Raw genomic sequence first — 14,433 nt, 5'->3', positions numbered from 1 at the left:
GCGGTGCCGCAGCTTCGGGCCGTCAGCTGGGGGTGAGCTCGCTGATGCCGTGTTCGCTGCGGCGCAGCTGCCAGACCGCGGTGCGGGTGCGTTGCGAGCGGCCGTTGTTGCGGTCGATCAGCCCACGGGAGGCGGTGGTGAACAGCAGTTGGGCGCCGTGCGCGTTGGTTTCCGGGTTCTGGAACAGCTGGACCAGGCGGTCGGTCTCCTCCACGGCCAGACCGGCGCCGATATCGTCGATGGCGAGCACCTGGCCGGTGTCCAGGGCTTCCAGCATGGCGGGCAGCAGGCGCAACAGGGACAGTGTCGCGGTCGACTCGTCGGCGAGTTCGAACGGCACATCGATGCCCTCGTGCAGCAACTCCACGCCGGGCCCGCGCCGCTCGGCCATCCGGCTGTAGAGGGCGTCGCGGGCCGAGCGCAGGTTGGTCAGTTCACGCTCGAGCAGGATCGGCTCCGACTCCGGCGCCGAGGTCGCGGCCGGTACCAGCTGGGCACTCAGATCGGCGATCTCGGCATCGAGTTCGCGCAGGTAGTCGGCATACATCGGGTCCGGCTCGGCGACCAGCAGATCGGTGATCCCCAGATCGGCGGTGCGCAGCAGAGTGAGCAGCCGGACGGCGTTGTCGGGCGAACGCGAGATGTGGCTGCCCAGGTCGTGTGCGATCGCGGGCACCGATACCGGGCCGTGCTGGACGCGCAGCATCGACGAGAACCACCGGTACGCCGGTACCAGGGCCTCCGCGTAGAGCTGTCCGGCGAGGCTGAGCAGCAGGGCGTTGGGCCGGACCAGCGGCACCAGGGCGGAGATGCCGTAGCGGGCGGCCTCGAACATCGGGCCGACCTTGACCTGTTCCCCGTTGCGCTCGAACACGATCCGTTTCCGTGACCGCGGATGCGTGTACAGCCATTCCGCCAGGACGTCGGCATTGTCCAGCCGGAATCCGTAGGTGTAGGGCACGCCTTCGGCGACGAAGGACACCACGAACTCGGAAGGCCGGTCGGCGAATCCGAGATGCGGCCGGCGGACCGGACCGGCGTACGGGTCCCAGCCGGTCACCGAATGCAATACCGCATCGCGCATCTGGGCCAGTGCATCGATCAGGCTGGTCTTACCGGCCGCCGCGGCGCCGTGGACCGCGGTCACCGGGACCGCGATCGGGCCGCTGCTCCCCCGGCTCAACCGGACCTGCTGCCCCTGAGCGAGGGATCCGTGATTGGTCACCTGAAAACTACGCAGCATCCGCAACACTCTCGTCGATGGTCCACTCTCCGGCCATTCGCGGCCCGCCCCGAGCCAAGCACATCGCCGCACCATCGCGCACCGGCAGCCCCACGGTCACCGGCCCGGTTCGCCCGACCCCCTGTACGGGCGAACCGAACCTCGCGGTAGCTCATCCGAGGAGGACCAGGCATGGTTTCCGACGGGCGGACCGACCCGGAATCGGATCCCGAGAGCGGACCACCCTTCGCCGTCCGGCTGCGTTTCCTGTTCGACACCGTCCACCCCGGGGTCGCGGACCGTACAGCCAGACCGAGATCGTCGATCTGATCCGGGCCGCCGGCGGCCGGATGACCACCGGCTACATGTCCCAGCTGCTGTCCGGGAAGCGCCGCGCTCCGACACTGCCGACGCTCACCGATATCGCCACGGTGTTCCGCGTCCCCATCGACTACTTCGGCCCCGCCGAGTCCTACCGGGAGATCCGGAAACACACCGAATGGATGGCCGCCGCCCGGGACAGCGGCGCGGAGACGATGTCGGCCCGCAGCTACGACCCGCCCCGGGTGTTCCGCGCCGGATTCCGCGAACTGCGCCGCACCGGCCGGGACTCCGAGTGACCGCGGTCAGTAGGTGAGCAGGTAGGCCGCCGCCACGGCCGCGCCCAGGAAGGCACCGACGGTCACCTGCGCCCGGGTGTGGTCGCCGAGCCTGACCCGCGACCAGCCGATCACCGCGGTCACCGGCAGCGCCGCCAGCACCCACGGCGAGATGACAAACGCCAGCAGAACCGTGGTACCGCCGGACACCGCGGCATGGACGCTGACCTTCCAGCCTCCGAGCATCGTCACGATGCCCACCGCGGTCAGCACGGCCAGCCCGGCCACGGTCCAGGCGATCAGCTCGCCGGGGGCACCCTGCACCACCTGGATGACGAGCCCGGCGGCAACGACGGCCAGGATCGCCGGAATCACCCAGTGCCGGTCACCCGACTACCTCCGGTTGCCTCTCTCGATATGCCTGCCCGACCCGCACCGCCCAGCGCCGGTCCGATCCGGCCCCCGGCATCGCCGACCTGATCCGTTCCGTGGACAGCGCCGGATGCCGCCCGCCACCTGCGAGCCACTCCGCCACCGCGGCGGCCACCGCATCATCGGCCAGTACCGCGCCGGGTGTCGCGTCCAGCGCCTCGGCTTCCGAACTCAGCGCATCCAGCAGTTCGGTGATGCGGTCACCGGTCCGCTCCTCCGCACTACTGCCCCGCCGGGACTGCCGTCGCACGCCCGGTCGGCGCGCCACCAACTCGGTGTGCAGCGGGGTGATGGTCCGGATCGCCCGCCGCGCCCGGATCCAGGACACCACCGGAGAAAGCATCATCCCGACGAAGATCGCCAGGACGCCGGCCGCGGAGACGGCCCGGGTGATCTCGAACACCACGCCCGCCGGGCCGCTTCCGCCGTAGCGGGTCGCGACGAAATACCCCAGGCGCAGCCACGCCCAGACCGTCGCGGCCGCGAGCCCGGCCGCCAGCAGAGCCAGGCTCCATCCCGCGACGGAACGCAGATCCGCTGCCCGCCCGGCCATCACCATCAGGATCGGGCACAGCAGGGCCGGAAACAACGCGCCGGCGATGCCCGCCTCGGCGTATCCGGGCAGATGACCGTAGGCGCGGTCGAAATCGAATCCCCCGGCGGCCTGCGGTACCGGCTCGGCCGAGCCGAAGATCACCAGTGCGGCCAGCGAACCGAGGATCGCGACCGTGCCCAGGGCCACCGCGCCGCGCCGGATGCGGGCCGGGTCACCGGTGATGGCGAGGGTCAGCACCCCGGGGGCCGCCGCCATCAGGTTGAACAACACCATGCGCAGCGCGGTCGAGAAGTTCGGGACGGGCGCCGGATGCTGTACGACGGTTTCGACCACCGGGATGTTCAGCGTCAGATGCACGGCCACGATGCCCAGGGCGACCGTGGGGCTCCCCAGGATCCGGCCGCGCGACCGCCACCAGCGCCGGGCCCGCTATGGCCGATTTCGTGGGCGACGGTGCGATCCCTGAACCGCGTCACCCAACCACAGCCGGCGCCGTTCGTCGCCGTCGTGCCTACCCGGCACCGGCCGCCGCAGCGGGTGCCGCCGGACTCGGCCGCTCCCGGCTTCGCCGACCGCCGATCCACGGTGCGACGTGCGTCGATACATATGCCGGAGTTGTCGGTGGGCTCGACTAATCTTCGTGGGGTGAGTGAGAGCGAAACGGTGGCGACCGCCGAAGAGCGACAGCTGTGGCAACAGCTCGCGGACGAGGTGCGCGAACATCAGTTCCGTTACTACGTGCGCGACGCCCCCACCATCTCGGACGCCGATTTCGACGCCCTGCTGCAACGACTGCAGCAGCTCGAGGAGCAGTTTCCGGAGCTGCGTACCCCGGACTCACCGACCCAGCTGGTGGGCGGCGGGTTCGCCACCGAATTCGGTGCGGTGGATCACCTGGAGCGGATGCTCTCGCTGGACAACGTGTTCGACTACGACGAACTGCGGGCCTGGGCTGCCCGGGTGGTGGCCGAGGCCGGATCCGATCTGCACTATCTGTGCGAACTGAAGATCGACGGCGTCGCCCTGAACCTGGTGTACGAGAACGGCCGCCTCGTCCGCGGCGCGACCCGGGGCGACGGCCGCACCGGCGAGGACGTCACCCTCAATGCCCGCACCATCAGCGATGTGCCCACCACACTCACCGCCGACGACGAGTTCCCCATCCCGGAACTACTCGAGGTGCGTGGTGAGGTGTACTTCCGGCTGGCGGATTTCGAGACCCTGAACGCCGCGATGGTCGCGGAGGGCAAGCCGCCGTACGCGAATCCGCGCAACACGGCGGCGGGCTCGCTGCGCCAGAAGGATCCGGCGGTCACCGCCCGGCGCAATCTGCACATGATCTGCCACGGACTGGGCCGAACCGTCGGGTTCGAACCGGCCACTCAGCACGACGTCTACCGGGCGCTCGCCGCCTGGGGACTGCCGGTGTCCGACCATACCCTGCGGGTACAGGGCATCGACGCGGTCATCGAACGCATCGCACACTGGGGCGAACGCCGGCACGATATCGACCACGAGATCGACGGCCAGGTGATCAAAGTGGACGAGCGGTCGCTGCAGCGCCGGCTCGGGTCCACCTCCCGGGCGCCGCGCTGGGCGATCGCCTACAAGTACCCGCCCGAGGAGGCGATCACCCGGCTGCGCAATATCGAGGTCAATGTGGGCCGCACCGGCCGGGTGACGCCGTTCGCGGTGATGGAGCCGGTCACGGTGGCCGGTTCCACTGTCGCCATGGCGACCCTGCACAACGCCTCGGAGGTGCAGCGCAAGGGCGTGCTGATCGGCGATATGGTCACCATCCGCAAGGCCGGTGACGTGATCCCCGAAGTTCTCGGACCGGTGGTGGACTCCCGCACCGGCACCGAGCGGGAATTCGTGATGCCGACCCACTGCCCGTCCTGCGGCACCGAACTCGCCCCGGCGAAAGAGGGCGACGCCGACATCCGCTGCCCGAACCAGCAGCACTGTCCCGCCCAGCTGCGCGAGCGGGTGTTCCACCTGTCCGGTCGCGGCGCGTTCGATATCGAGGCCCTCGGCGACAAAGCCGCGGTGGCGCTGCTGGATTCGTCGGTGATCACCGACGAAGGCGACCTGTTCGACCTCGACGAGGCACAGCTGGCGAAGGTGCCGTTGTTCACCAAACAAGACGGCGCGCTGTCGGCGAACGCCCTCCGGCTGCTGGAGAACCTGCAGTCCGCGAAGGACAAGCCACTGTGGCGGGTGCTGGTCGCACTGTCGATCCGGCACGTGGGGCCGACGGCGGCGCGGGCGCTGGCCACCGAATTCGGCAGCCTGGACCGGATCGAGGCGGCGACGGTCGAGGAACTCGCCGCGGTCGACGGGGTCGGCCCGACCATTGCCGCCGCGGTCGCCGAATGGTTCACCGTCGACTGGCACCGGGTGATCGTCAACAAGTGGCGGGCCGCCGGAGTACGGATGGCCGACGAACGCGACGAATCGATCGAGCGCACCCTCACCGGTCTGTCGATCGTCGTCACCGGCTCCCTGCAGGACTTCACCCGGGACGGCGCCAAGGAGGCGATCCTGGTGCGCGGCGGTAAGGCCGCCGGCTCGGTGTCGAAGAAGACGGCGTTCGTCGTGGTCGGCGACTCCCCCGGTTCGAAGGCCGACAAGGCCGAGCAGCTGGGCGTGCCGATCCTGGACGAAGCGGGATTCCATGCATTGCTGGCCGGCGGACCCGATGCGGTCTCGGCACCGGATACCGCCGAGACCGAGGAGTAACTCGCCCACCCTGCCACCCCGATGCGGGCGCGGCTGATGCGGTACCGCACCGAGGTGCGGAGCACACCGGTGCCGACCGTCCGACGCAGCCAGGATCGCGCTGCGCCGTCGGCCTGGAAGCGAAGGCCGCTGCGGAACGTTCGGCCTGCGCGCAGGTGAGGTCGCTCTCGATCGGCGGTTCGGTGCAACGGTGGCGGTGCGTGTCGGGTGATACCGCATCCGGAACACTCCACCGAACCGCTCGGCGGTGGCCGGATCCCGGTGAGCGCGCCGGTCCGAGACTCCGGGACCACGAGAGGGCCCAGTGCGGACCGGTAAGACCGGATGCGGTAGCAGCCACACGCGGTTGCCACCGCGCGGCCCCGGCGCCGCAGATTCCGGCATCGAATCACGCTGCCGGGAGCGACTCCGCATCCTTGCCGAATGCACGAGCGACATTGCGGGCGAAGGGCAGCGCGGTGCAGAGGGCGGCCGGCCGGATACGGCATCTGCACCACGGCACCGAAGCCGACGAGCCAGGCCGACCGGCAGTTCGGCGCAGGGCCGCTCCGAGCAGATGCCGCCGCGGCTCTGCGCATTGGAACGCGGCGCCGAATCACGCTGCCGGGAGCGACTCCGGTTCCTCGCGGTAGGCGCGGGCGATGTCGCGGCCGAGGGCCAGCGCGGTGCGGGCCCAACCGGCCGAGGCGGTGGCCAGGCCGCAGGCCGGGGATACGAGGACCTGGTCGGTGAGGGTTTTCCGGGGGAAGCCGAGCCGGTCGATGAGACGGACGCCGACGGCGGCCAGATCACGCCAGGTCGGCTGCTGTTGCGGTGCGGTCGTCGGAACCAGTCCGAGGACGAGTCGTTTTCCGGTGTCGAGCAGTTCGCCGAGTTGGTCGAGGTCGTCGGCGGTGGTGAGGGTGGCGGGGTCGACGGCGATCGCAGCGGCAGCCGTCCGGCGCAGGGTGCCGAGTGCGGGCCGGGTCGCGCAGCTGTGCAGCAGGACCGGGGCGGCGACGGCGGCCATCACCCGATCCAGTACGGCACGGGCTTCCGGTTCCGGTAGCGCCCGCACCGGATTCAGCACGCTCACCCCGCGCAGGGAGCCGTCCAGGACGGCAGTGAGCCGGGGTTCGTCGAGTTGCAGGAGGACCTCGGCGCCGAGCCGCCGCCGCACTTCGGCCACGTGCCGGACGAGTCCCTCGGCCAGTGAGTCGGCCACGTCGCGGAGCGCACCCGGGTCGGTGAGCGCGCGATGCCCGTTCGGCAGTTCCAGTTCCGCGGCCAGGGTGAGCGGCCCGGCGGCCTGAACCTTCACCGGCCGCCGGCTACCGATCGAACCGGCCTTCTCCCAGGCTTCTTCGAGGGCATCCAGATCGAACCGGAGCAGGTCACCGGCCCGGCGATGCACGGCGCCCGGCCCGGCCGCGAGCCGGTAGCCACGTACCGAGGTGTCGATCGGCAGGTCCACCAGCAGGGCGGCGCAGCGTCCGATCATGTCGGCGCCGAGCCCCCGCCCGGGCAGCTCCACCAGATGCGGCAGCTCCGGCAGCTCACCGAGCACGGTGGCGGCCGCCTCCCGCGGATCCGTTCCGGGCCACGACCCCAGCGCCGTCGCGCTACCGGCCGGAAACACCCTCGCCGACCTGCCCGCCTCGATCTCCACCACCTGCGCCGCCACCTCTTTCCGCGCCACCCGGCCCACACCGAACAGTCCGTCCCAGCGTAGGGACGCCGGTACCCCGGCCCGCAACGGACCCTGCTCCGACGTCCGGGCCGGGATGCCGGCGACACCGCACAGGTGGTCCGACCGTCTGCGACGAACGGCGCGGTGCGGCGACGGGTTCCACCGCCGCACCGTGCTCAGCGCAGTTCGTCCGGCAGCAACAGGTCGGCTGTCCGGACTAGGTCGGCGAGGTAGGTGGCCGCGTCGGTGGCTCCGGCGAGACCGGCCGCCTGGCCGGACCAGAGGTTGACCAGGCCCTGCTCACCGGTTTCGGCGGCACGGCGCCGGATGGGCATCATCAAGGCGTTCTGTACCGGGTAGGCAGGCACGGAGGATTCGTGCTCGGCCATCTCCCGGATGAAGCGGTTGACGATGCCGCGGGCGGGCCGGCCGGAGAACAGACGGGTCAGGACGGTGACCCGGGCCGCCGGGCTGCGCAGCACGTCCCGGTGTGCCGATGATGCGTTGGACTGCGTGGTAGCCAGGAACCCGGTGCCGATCTGCACGGCGTCGGCACCGAGCAGCCGGGCCGCGGCCACCCCGCGCCCATCGGCGATACCACCGGCCGCGACCACCGGTATCCGAACGGCGTCGGCCACCTGCGGTACCAATGAGAATGTCCCGACCAGGGATTCGGCCACCGGCCGCAGGAAGGCACCGCGGTGGCCGCCCGCATCGGTTCCGGAGGCGACGACGGCATCCATGCCGGCCGCCTCGATCGCTTCGGCTTCCTCGACGGTGGTGGCGGTGCCGACCGTGACGATTCCGGCCGCCCTGGCGCGGTCCAGGAAGTCGGCGTCGGGGATCCCCATGACGAAACTCGCCACCGGCGGCGCCGCCGCCAGCACGGCGTCGAGCTGTTCCCGGTAGTCCGGTCGCGGCACGGACTCCGGTGGCACGACGCCGAGTTCGCGGTAGAACGGCCGCAGTCGCCGCACATCCGCCGCCGCGATGTCGGCCGGTTCCGCTGGTTGCGGCACCCACAGGTTCACCGCGAACGGCTGCCGGGTGGCGGCACGGAGTTCCGCCACCAGCGTGTGGATCTGCGGCCCGGTGAGCGTGTGCGCACCGAACGATCCGAGCCCACCCGCACCGGACACCGTCGCGGCCAGTTCGACCGAGGACAGGCCACCCCCGAACGGCCCCTGCACGATCGGATGCTCGATCCCGGTCAGCCGGCAGAAGCGGTTCACGACGCCGCCACCTGCCGGCCACGCGCCATGGTGAGCGCCAGGTCGGCCACCCGGCGGCCCAGGTGGGTGGCGGTGGCCAGATCGGCCGCCGCCGGCGCTCGTTCCGGTCCCACATCGGAGGGCGATTGGGCCATGGCGCCGAGGAATCCACCGAGCCGGTTCAGCCCGTCCGGCGCCCCGTGTTCGGTGTAGAGCCAGGTCGGCGGCAGATCCAGGTTGACCCAGGTCATCCCGTGCTGAGCGGCGAAGACCGCCAGGGAGACAAGGGCATTGAGCTTGTCTCCGTTGACTCCGGCCGAGTTGGTGAAGCCGGCGGCGAGCTTGCCACGCCAGCCCTGTTCCGCCCAGATGGCGGAACTCGCTTCGGCGAACTGCTGGAAGACCGCGGCGGGGCTGCCCATATAGGTCGGAGTGCCGAACACGATGGCGTCGGCGGCCCCGAGGGCGCGCCACAGCTCGTCGTCGAGCCGGTCGACGGGATACAGCCCCGCGGTCCCGATCTCCCGGACGCCGGCGGCGACCGCCTCGGCCTGCCGGGCGGTATGCCCGTATCCGCTGTGGTAAGCGATGGCAACGGTGATGTCGTGCATCTGCAATCCTTTCTAGACGGGAACGACTGCTCGATGCGGCGTGCGAGCTGATCCACACCCACGGCTACCGCAGCGTGGGTGTCGCCGAGATCTGCACTCGGGCCGATGTCCGAAAGGGCAGCTTCTACCACTTCTTCGAATCGAAGCAGGCGTTGACCGACGAGGTGGTGGCAGCGCACTGGCGGTCACAACGCCCCGAGTGGTTGCATGCGCGTGACGGCGCCGGCGAACCACTGCTCCGGCTGCGCGACCTGCTGGCGACCCAAGCGCAGGCGCAGCGCGCCGACCTCGCCGAAACGGGCGCCATCCGGGGCTGCCTGCTCGCCAACCTCGGGCTCGAGCTCGGCGATTCGGAACCACAGATCCGGGATCGGGTCCGGGCGATCTTCGCCGAACAGGCCGAGATCGTCACCGATATCGCTGCCCAGGCGGGACCGGACGTGGGCCACGATATCGGCCGTTCGGTACTGGCACTGCTCGAGGGGACCGTGTTACTGGCCAAGGTCACCGGCGATGCCGCCGTGCTCGACCAGCTGTGGCCCCGCACCGAACAGCTGCTGGGGATGTCGGCTACGCCCGCCTGAGGCGGCTACCCGGTCAGGCCTCGGTACCGCTGATGGTGCCGCTGCCGATCACCCGGTCGCCGTCCGCGTCGGGCACGTACAGCACGATGGCCTGGCCGCGGGCGACGCCGGTGAGCGGTTCACGCAGCCGGGCGATGAGCCCGGTACCGGACGGTTCGGCGACGGCCGGTGCGGTGCCGCCGTGCGCGCGGACCTGCACGATGCACTCGATCGGACCTTCCGGAGCAACACCCGAGGTCCAGATCGCCCGGTCGGCGGTGACGGTGCCGACCTCGAGCTCTTCGGCCGAACCGACCCGCACGGTCCCGGAGTCCGGATCGATTCCGGTGACGTAGCGCGGCTTTCCGTCCGCGGCAGGCCGGGTCAGACCCAGACCCTTGCGCTGCCCGATGGTGAATCCGTGCACGCCCTCGTGCTCGCCGAGCACCGTGCCGTCGGAGTCGACCAGCGCACCCGGCCGGATTCCGATCTTCGCGCCGAGGAACGCCCGGGTGTCACCGGTGGGGATGAAACAGATGTCATGGCTGTCCGGCTTGTCCGCCACCGCCAGGCCGCGTTCGGCGGCTTCGGCCCGGATCTGCGGTTTCGGCGTATCGCCCACCGGGAACATGGCCCGGCCCAGCTGTTCGGCGGTGAGCACGGCCAGCACATAGGACTGGTCCTTGTCGGCGTCGACGGCGCGGCGCAGCACCCCGTCCTGCAGCCGCGCGTAGTGCCCGGTGGCCACCGCGTCGAAGCCGAGCGCGACGGCCCGTTCGGCCAGCGCGGAGAACTTGATCTTCTCGTTACACCGCAGGCACGGGTTCGGGGTCTCCCCGGCGGCATAGGCGGCGACGAAGTCGTCGATCACATCCTCTTTGAACCGCTCGGCGAAATCCCAGACGTAGAACGGGATCCCGAGCACGTCCGCGGCCCGCCGGGCATCGCCGGCGTCCTCCTTGGAGCAGCAGCCCCGGGAACCGGTCCGCAGCGTACCGGGCGCCTCGGAGAGGGCCAGGTGCACACCGACCACCTCGTGCCCGGCTGCCACGGCCCGCGCCGCGGCCACCGCCGAGTCGACACCACCGCTCATCGCGGCCAGAACCTTCATCGTGCACCTCCCAAGGCATCGGCCAGGCCCGCGGCCGTGGCGCGTTCGACCACCTGCGGCAGCACGGCCAGCACCGCATCCACGTCGGCGCGGGTCGTGGTGTGGCCGAGCGAGAACCGTAGTGAGCCGCGCGCCTGCCGGGCGGCGACGCCCATCGCGATCAGTACATGGCTCGGTGCGGCCACCCCGGCGGTGCAGGCCGAACCGGTCGAGCATTCGATACCGGCGGCGTCGAGCAGCATCAGCAGGGAGTCGCCCTCGCAGCCGGGGAACGTGAAATGTGCATTGCCGGGCAGCCGGCGTTCGTCGTGCGGACCGTTGAGCACCGCGTCCGGGACCAGGTCCCGCACCCCGGCGATCAGATCGTCGCGCAGGGTGCGCAGGGCGGCCGACCGTACCGGCAGATCCTGCACGGTGAACCGCAGTGCGGCGGCGAGCCCGATCGCGGCCGCCACATCCGAGGTCCCCGACCGCAGGTCCCGTTCGTGACCACCCCCGTGCAGCAGCGGCTCGCAGGCCACCTGCCGGCCCAGCAGCAGCACGCCGATTCCGTGTGGTCCGCCGACCTTGTGCCCGGCGATGCTCGCGGCGGCGAGGCCGCTGGCCGCGAAATCGATCGGCAGCCCGGCGGCGGCCTGGACCGCATCGGAGTGCATCGGCACCCCGAACTCCTCCGCGATCGTGGCTAGCTCGGTGATCGGCTGGATGGTGCCGACCTCGTTGTTCGCCCACATCACGGTGACCAGGGCCGTCTCGTCGGCGTGTTCGGCCAACGCCGCCCGCAGGGTCTGCGGCGCGACGATGCCGGCGGGATCGACCGGCAGCCAGGTCACCTGCGCACCCTCGTGCCGCTGCAGCCATTCGACCGCATCCAGCACGGCGTGGTGCTCGACCGCGCTGCTCAGGATCCGGGTGCGCTTCAGGTCCTGCCCACGGCGCGCCCAGTAGATGCCCTTGACTGCCAGATTGTCGCTCTCGGTCCCGCCGGAGGTGAAGATCACCTCCGAGGGCCGGGCGCCGAGATCCGCCGCGATCGATTCACGGGCCTCCTCCAGGCGCCGCCGGGCCGCCCGTCCGGCCCCGTGCAGCGAGGAAGCGTTGCCGACCTGCCCCAGCGCAGCCGTCATCGCCTCGACGGCGGCGGGCAGCATCGGAGTGGTGGCCGCGTGATCGAGGTAGACCGTCTGGGCACCACTGACCGCACCCGGGATAGCCGACTTCATGACCGATCCAGCCTATCCGACCGTTGACCTGCGCATCTGCGGGGCATCCTCCATACGTGCGACGACTCGTCCACGATGCGCAACCCGCAGGCCACCGCCGGGTATTCCCGGACCGTGGTCAGAAGCTGCCCCCACCTCCGCCGCCACCGGAGTCCGTGCCACCGGAACCGCCACCGCCGCCGTCGTGCCCGCCCAGGTCGAAGGACGGATCACTGCCCGTGCGGGAATCGCTGCGGGTGATGACGTCGGCCGACCCCGTGTTCCGTCCCGAACCACGCCCGCGCCGCGCGCCGCCGCCCCGGTTCTGCCGCTGTTCCTCGACCCGGCGCCGGGCTCGCTCGGCCGCCCGGCGTTCATCCCATCCGACGGCGGCGATCGCTGCCCCACCGAAGACGGCCATGGCCGCGACCGCCCACAGGGCGAACGTTGTCGTCGAAACGTCGAACAGAACGAAGCCCAGGACCATCGCGGCCAGATACAGGACAGCGACCACGGCGACGTACATGAACACCCCCTGCGTCGGTATCGGCAGCCTATCGGGCGGGACCGACCCTCGCGGCGATCCCGGCATGCCGGACCGAGACGTCCGCCGGGTGCGGCACGGCGACCGCGGGGTCCTGGACCCGGGTGCTGCCCGCAGTGATCCATTCGCCGGAGCCGTCGGACCCGCCGCGCACCGCCTGCTCGCATCGGCGGGCCAGATCGCGGCGATCGGTGCCGGCGGGCTGCTGCGGAGCCAGCACCACCTCGGCGGTGAGTCCCTTGCTGCGCAGCACCCGGCGGGCCGAGTCGAGGAAGGTGTCGTCGCCGATGAAGCCGGCGACGGTGGTCCGGTCGCCGCGCCCGTCGAGGTAGCTCAGCCGGACCGGCTGGACCGGAGTGCCCGCATCGATGGCCGACTGGAACATCGCCGGGCGCAGCCGCCCGTACGCCCGGCCACACCAGGTGGTGCCCTCCGGGAAGGCCACCATCCGGTCACCGTCCCGCAGCCGCCGGGCGACCTGGCCGACGACCCCGGGCAGCTCGCGCAGACGCGCCCGGTCGATCGGGACGACGCGGGTCAGTTCGGCGAGCCGGCCGAGCACCGGCCAATCGATCATGTCCGCCCGGGCCACGAAGCTGACCGGCTGCACCGCGGCGAGTACCACGATGTCGGTCCAGCCGATATGGCCCGCAACGACCAGTACTCCGGTTCCGGAGGCCGCGAAGCCCTTCGGGGTGGCCCCTGTGTCCGGTGTGCGGTTGTCGACGATGCGCAACCGGATACCCAGGCAGCCCAGCACGGTGCGGGCATAGCGGCGCCGCATCCCCTCCCGACGGGACCTCGGGGTGACGACGGTACAGACCGGGAAGGCCAGGACCAGACCGGCGACACCGGCGATCCGGCCCAGCATCCGGGCCGAGCTCACCCGGTCGGTCGATTCGACGCAGCCGGGTCCACAGGGGCTCGACGGCATCCAGGCGTGGGTTCGTTCGTCCAGGGGTGCGGGCGGGGCGTCGAACATCGGGTCACTTTCCGTCGAGCGTGGCGGCTGCGCTCTGCAAGCGGTCCAGATAGCGGGTGTTGACGGTGTCCAGCCCGAGCAAGGCGACGAAATCGGCGACCGCGAAATCCGGGTCGTGCGCGGGTTCGCCGCAGATCTGCGCATTGAGCCGCAGGTAGCCGCGCAGCAGCGGCGGCAGCTTCGGCCGGTTCGGCGGGGTCAGCTCGTCGAGCGAGCGACCGCCCACCGACACCGGGCGGTACGGCCGGACTCGCTGGTCGTCGTCGACGGCGTGCTTGCGCAGCAGCAGATCCCGCACGCCGCGAACATTGACGCCGGGCTCGTCGGCCGGGTCGTCCTGCATCGGGACCGACACGCAGCCCATCACCCACTCGTAGCCGGTGAGCTGGATGTAGTGCAGGATCCCGGCCCACATCAGCGTCAGTACCGAACCGTTGCGATGTTCGGGAACCACGCAGGCGCGGCCCATTTCGACGATCCGGCGGCCGTGCGGGTCGAGCGCGGTCAGCTCGAATTCGGTGGCCGTGTAGTAGCCGCCGGCGGCGGCGACCTTGTCGGGCGGCAGCATTCGGTAGCAGCCGACGAACTGTTCGGTCTCCTCGTCCCGGACCAGCAGGTGATCACAGTGTTCGTCGAATCGGTCGGCGTCGAGGCCGGTTCCGTTGTCCGGCATCCGGAATCCGGGTTCACCGGCGAACACGCCGAAGCGGAGCCGCTGCGCGGCCTCCCGGTGTTCGGCATCGGACTCCACGATCAGCGAGTACCGCGACTTCGCCACCCCGGCGTCCGTCGGTCGCGCCGGCGCGGTCAACACGGACGAAATTGTCATACGGCTGATGAAGCCAGCCGGACACGGCATCGGAGCGACCGCGAAGTGTCGCGGCGATGCCGGTTCGGTGAACGAGACGGAAGTCACACTCCGCGTTCACGAAACCGCTGCGTATCGTTCGCCATCGCCTTGCCCGCCGGCCGAATCCGTTGTCGAACGT

14 protein-coding genes are annotated in these 14,433 nt (G+C 70.8%); 3 read left to right on the top strand and 11 right to left on the bottom strand.

What is annotated here, in order from left to right:
- Positions 1-22: 22 nt before the first annotated feature.
- Positions 23-1,243 (bottom strand): AAA family ATPase, encoded by a 1,221-nt coding sequence (locus AC1HFH_RS08280; protein WP_480246840.1) that lies wholly within the window; start codon positions 1,241-1,243, stop codon positions 23-25.
- A gap of 329 nt (positions 1,244-1,572) precedes the next feature.
- Here AC1HFH_RS08280 and AC1HFH_RS08275 point away from each other — a divergent pair, with 329 nt between their 5' ends.
- Positions 1,573-1,842, top strand: a complete 270-nt coding sequence (locus tag AC1HFH_RS08275; RefSeq protein ID WP_480246839.1) for a hypothetical protein — start codon at positions 1,573-1,575, stop codon at positions 1,840-1,842.
- Between the two features lie 6 nt (positions 1,843-1,848).
- Here AC1HFH_RS08275 and AC1HFH_RS08270 read toward each other — a convergent pair whose 3' ends face one another.
- Both AC1HFH_RS08270 and AC1HFH_RS08265 read right to left on the bottom strand, forming a co-directional pair.
- Positions 1,849-2,196, bottom strand: a complete 348-nt coding sequence (locus AC1HFH_RS08270; protein WP_480246838.1) for a phosphatase PAP2 family protein — start codon at positions 2,194-2,196, stop codon at positions 1,849-1,851.
- Positions 2,197-2,206: 10 nt separating this feature from the next.
- Positions 2,207-3,172, bottom strand: coding sequence for a hypothetical protein (locus AC1HFH_RS08265; RefSeq protein WP_480246837.1), 966 nt, complete (start codon positions 3,170-3,172; stop codon positions 2,207-2,209).
- Between the two features lie 282 nt (positions 3,173-3,454).
- On the opposite strand from AC1HFH_RS08265, the gene ligA reads away from it, so the two are divergent.
- On the top strand, positions 3,455-5,551 hold the full coding sequence (ligA, locus tag AC1HFH_RS08260; protein WP_480246836.1) for an NAD-dependent DNA ligase LigA: 2,097 nt from the start codon (positions 3,455-3,457) through the stop codon (positions 5,549-5,551).
- A gap of 595 nt (positions 5,552-6,146) precedes the next feature.
- Here the strand turns inward: ligA and AC1HFH_RS08255 are convergent.
- The 3 genes from AC1HFH_RS08255 to AC1HFH_RS08245 all read right to left on the bottom strand — a co-directional run bounded on the left by AC1HFH_RS08255 (position 6,147) and on the right by AC1HFH_RS08245 (position 9,042).
- The gene (locus AC1HFH_RS08255; RefSeq protein ID WP_480247774.1) at positions 6,147-7,169 is read right to left on the bottom strand and encodes a methionine synthase; all 1,023 of its coding nucleotides are present in this window, start codon (positions 7,167-7,169) and stop codon (positions 6,147-6,149) included.
- A 227-nt stretch (positions 7,170-7,396) separates the two neighbouring features.
- Positions 7,397-8,452: an NAD(P)H-dependent flavin oxidoreductase gene (locus tag AC1HFH_RS08250; protein ID WP_480246835.1), complete on the bottom strand. Its 1,056-nt coding sequence runs from the start codon at positions 8,450-8,452 to the stop codon at positions 7,397-7,399.
- Positions 8,449-9,042: a flavodoxin family protein gene (locus AC1HFH_RS08245; protein ID WP_480246834.1), complete on the bottom strand. Its 594-nt coding sequence runs from the start codon at positions 9,040-9,042 to the stop codon at positions 8,449-8,451. The genes AC1HFH_RS08250 and AC1HFH_RS08245 overlap by 4 nt, the downstream gene beginning before the upstream one ends.
- A gap of 74 nt (positions 9,043-9,116) precedes the next feature.
- On the opposite strand from AC1HFH_RS08245, the gene AC1HFH_RS08240 reads away from it, so the two are divergent.
- A complete protein-coding gene (locus AC1HFH_RS08240) occupies positions 9,117-9,626 on the top strand; it encodes a TetR/AcrR family transcriptional regulator (RefSeq protein ID WP_480246833.1) in 510 nt (169 codons plus the stop codon).
- 13 nt (positions 9,627-9,639) lie between these two features.
- Here the strand turns inward: AC1HFH_RS08240 and mnmA are convergent, their stop codons facing one another.
- The 5 genes from mnmA to AC1HFH_RS08215 form a co-directional block, all read right to left on the bottom strand.
- Positions 9,640-10,716, bottom strand: coding sequence for a tRNA 2-thiouridine(34) synthase MnmA (gene mnmA / locus AC1HFH_RS08235; protein WP_480246832.1), 1,077 nt, complete (start codon positions 10,714-10,716; stop codon positions 9,640-9,642).
- A complete protein-coding gene (locus tag AC1HFH_RS08230) occupies positions 10,713-11,939 on the bottom strand; it encodes a cysteine desulfurase family protein (RefSeq protein WP_480246831.1) in 1,227 nt (408 codons plus the stop codon). The genes mnmA and AC1HFH_RS08230 overlap by 4 nt, the downstream gene beginning before the upstream one ends.
- Before the next feature lie 118 nt (positions 11,940-12,057).
- Positions 12,058-12,444, bottom strand: coding sequence for a hypothetical protein (locus AC1HFH_RS08225; protein ID WP_480246830.1), 387 nt, complete (start codon positions 12,442-12,444; stop codon positions 12,058-12,060).
- A gap of 28 nt (positions 12,445-12,472) precedes the next feature.
- Positions 12,473-13,444: a lysophospholipid acyltransferase family protein gene (locus tag AC1HFH_RS08220; protein ID WP_480246829.1), complete on the bottom strand. Its 972-nt coding sequence runs from the start codon at positions 13,442-13,444 to the stop codon at positions 12,473-12,475.
- Between the two features lie 4 nt (positions 13,445-13,448).
- Complete coding sequence (locus AC1HFH_RS08215; RefSeq protein WP_480246828.1) at positions 13,449-14,273, bottom strand: GNAT family N-acetyltransferase; 825 nt, start codon at positions 14,271-14,273, stop codon at positions 13,449-13,451.
- Between the last annotated feature and the right edge of the window lie 160 nt (positions 14,274-14,433).

It is taken from the genome of Nocardia sp. KT25-26, from assembly GCF_056627695.1.
This window is presented reverse-complemented; position numbering and strand designations above follow the sequence as displayed.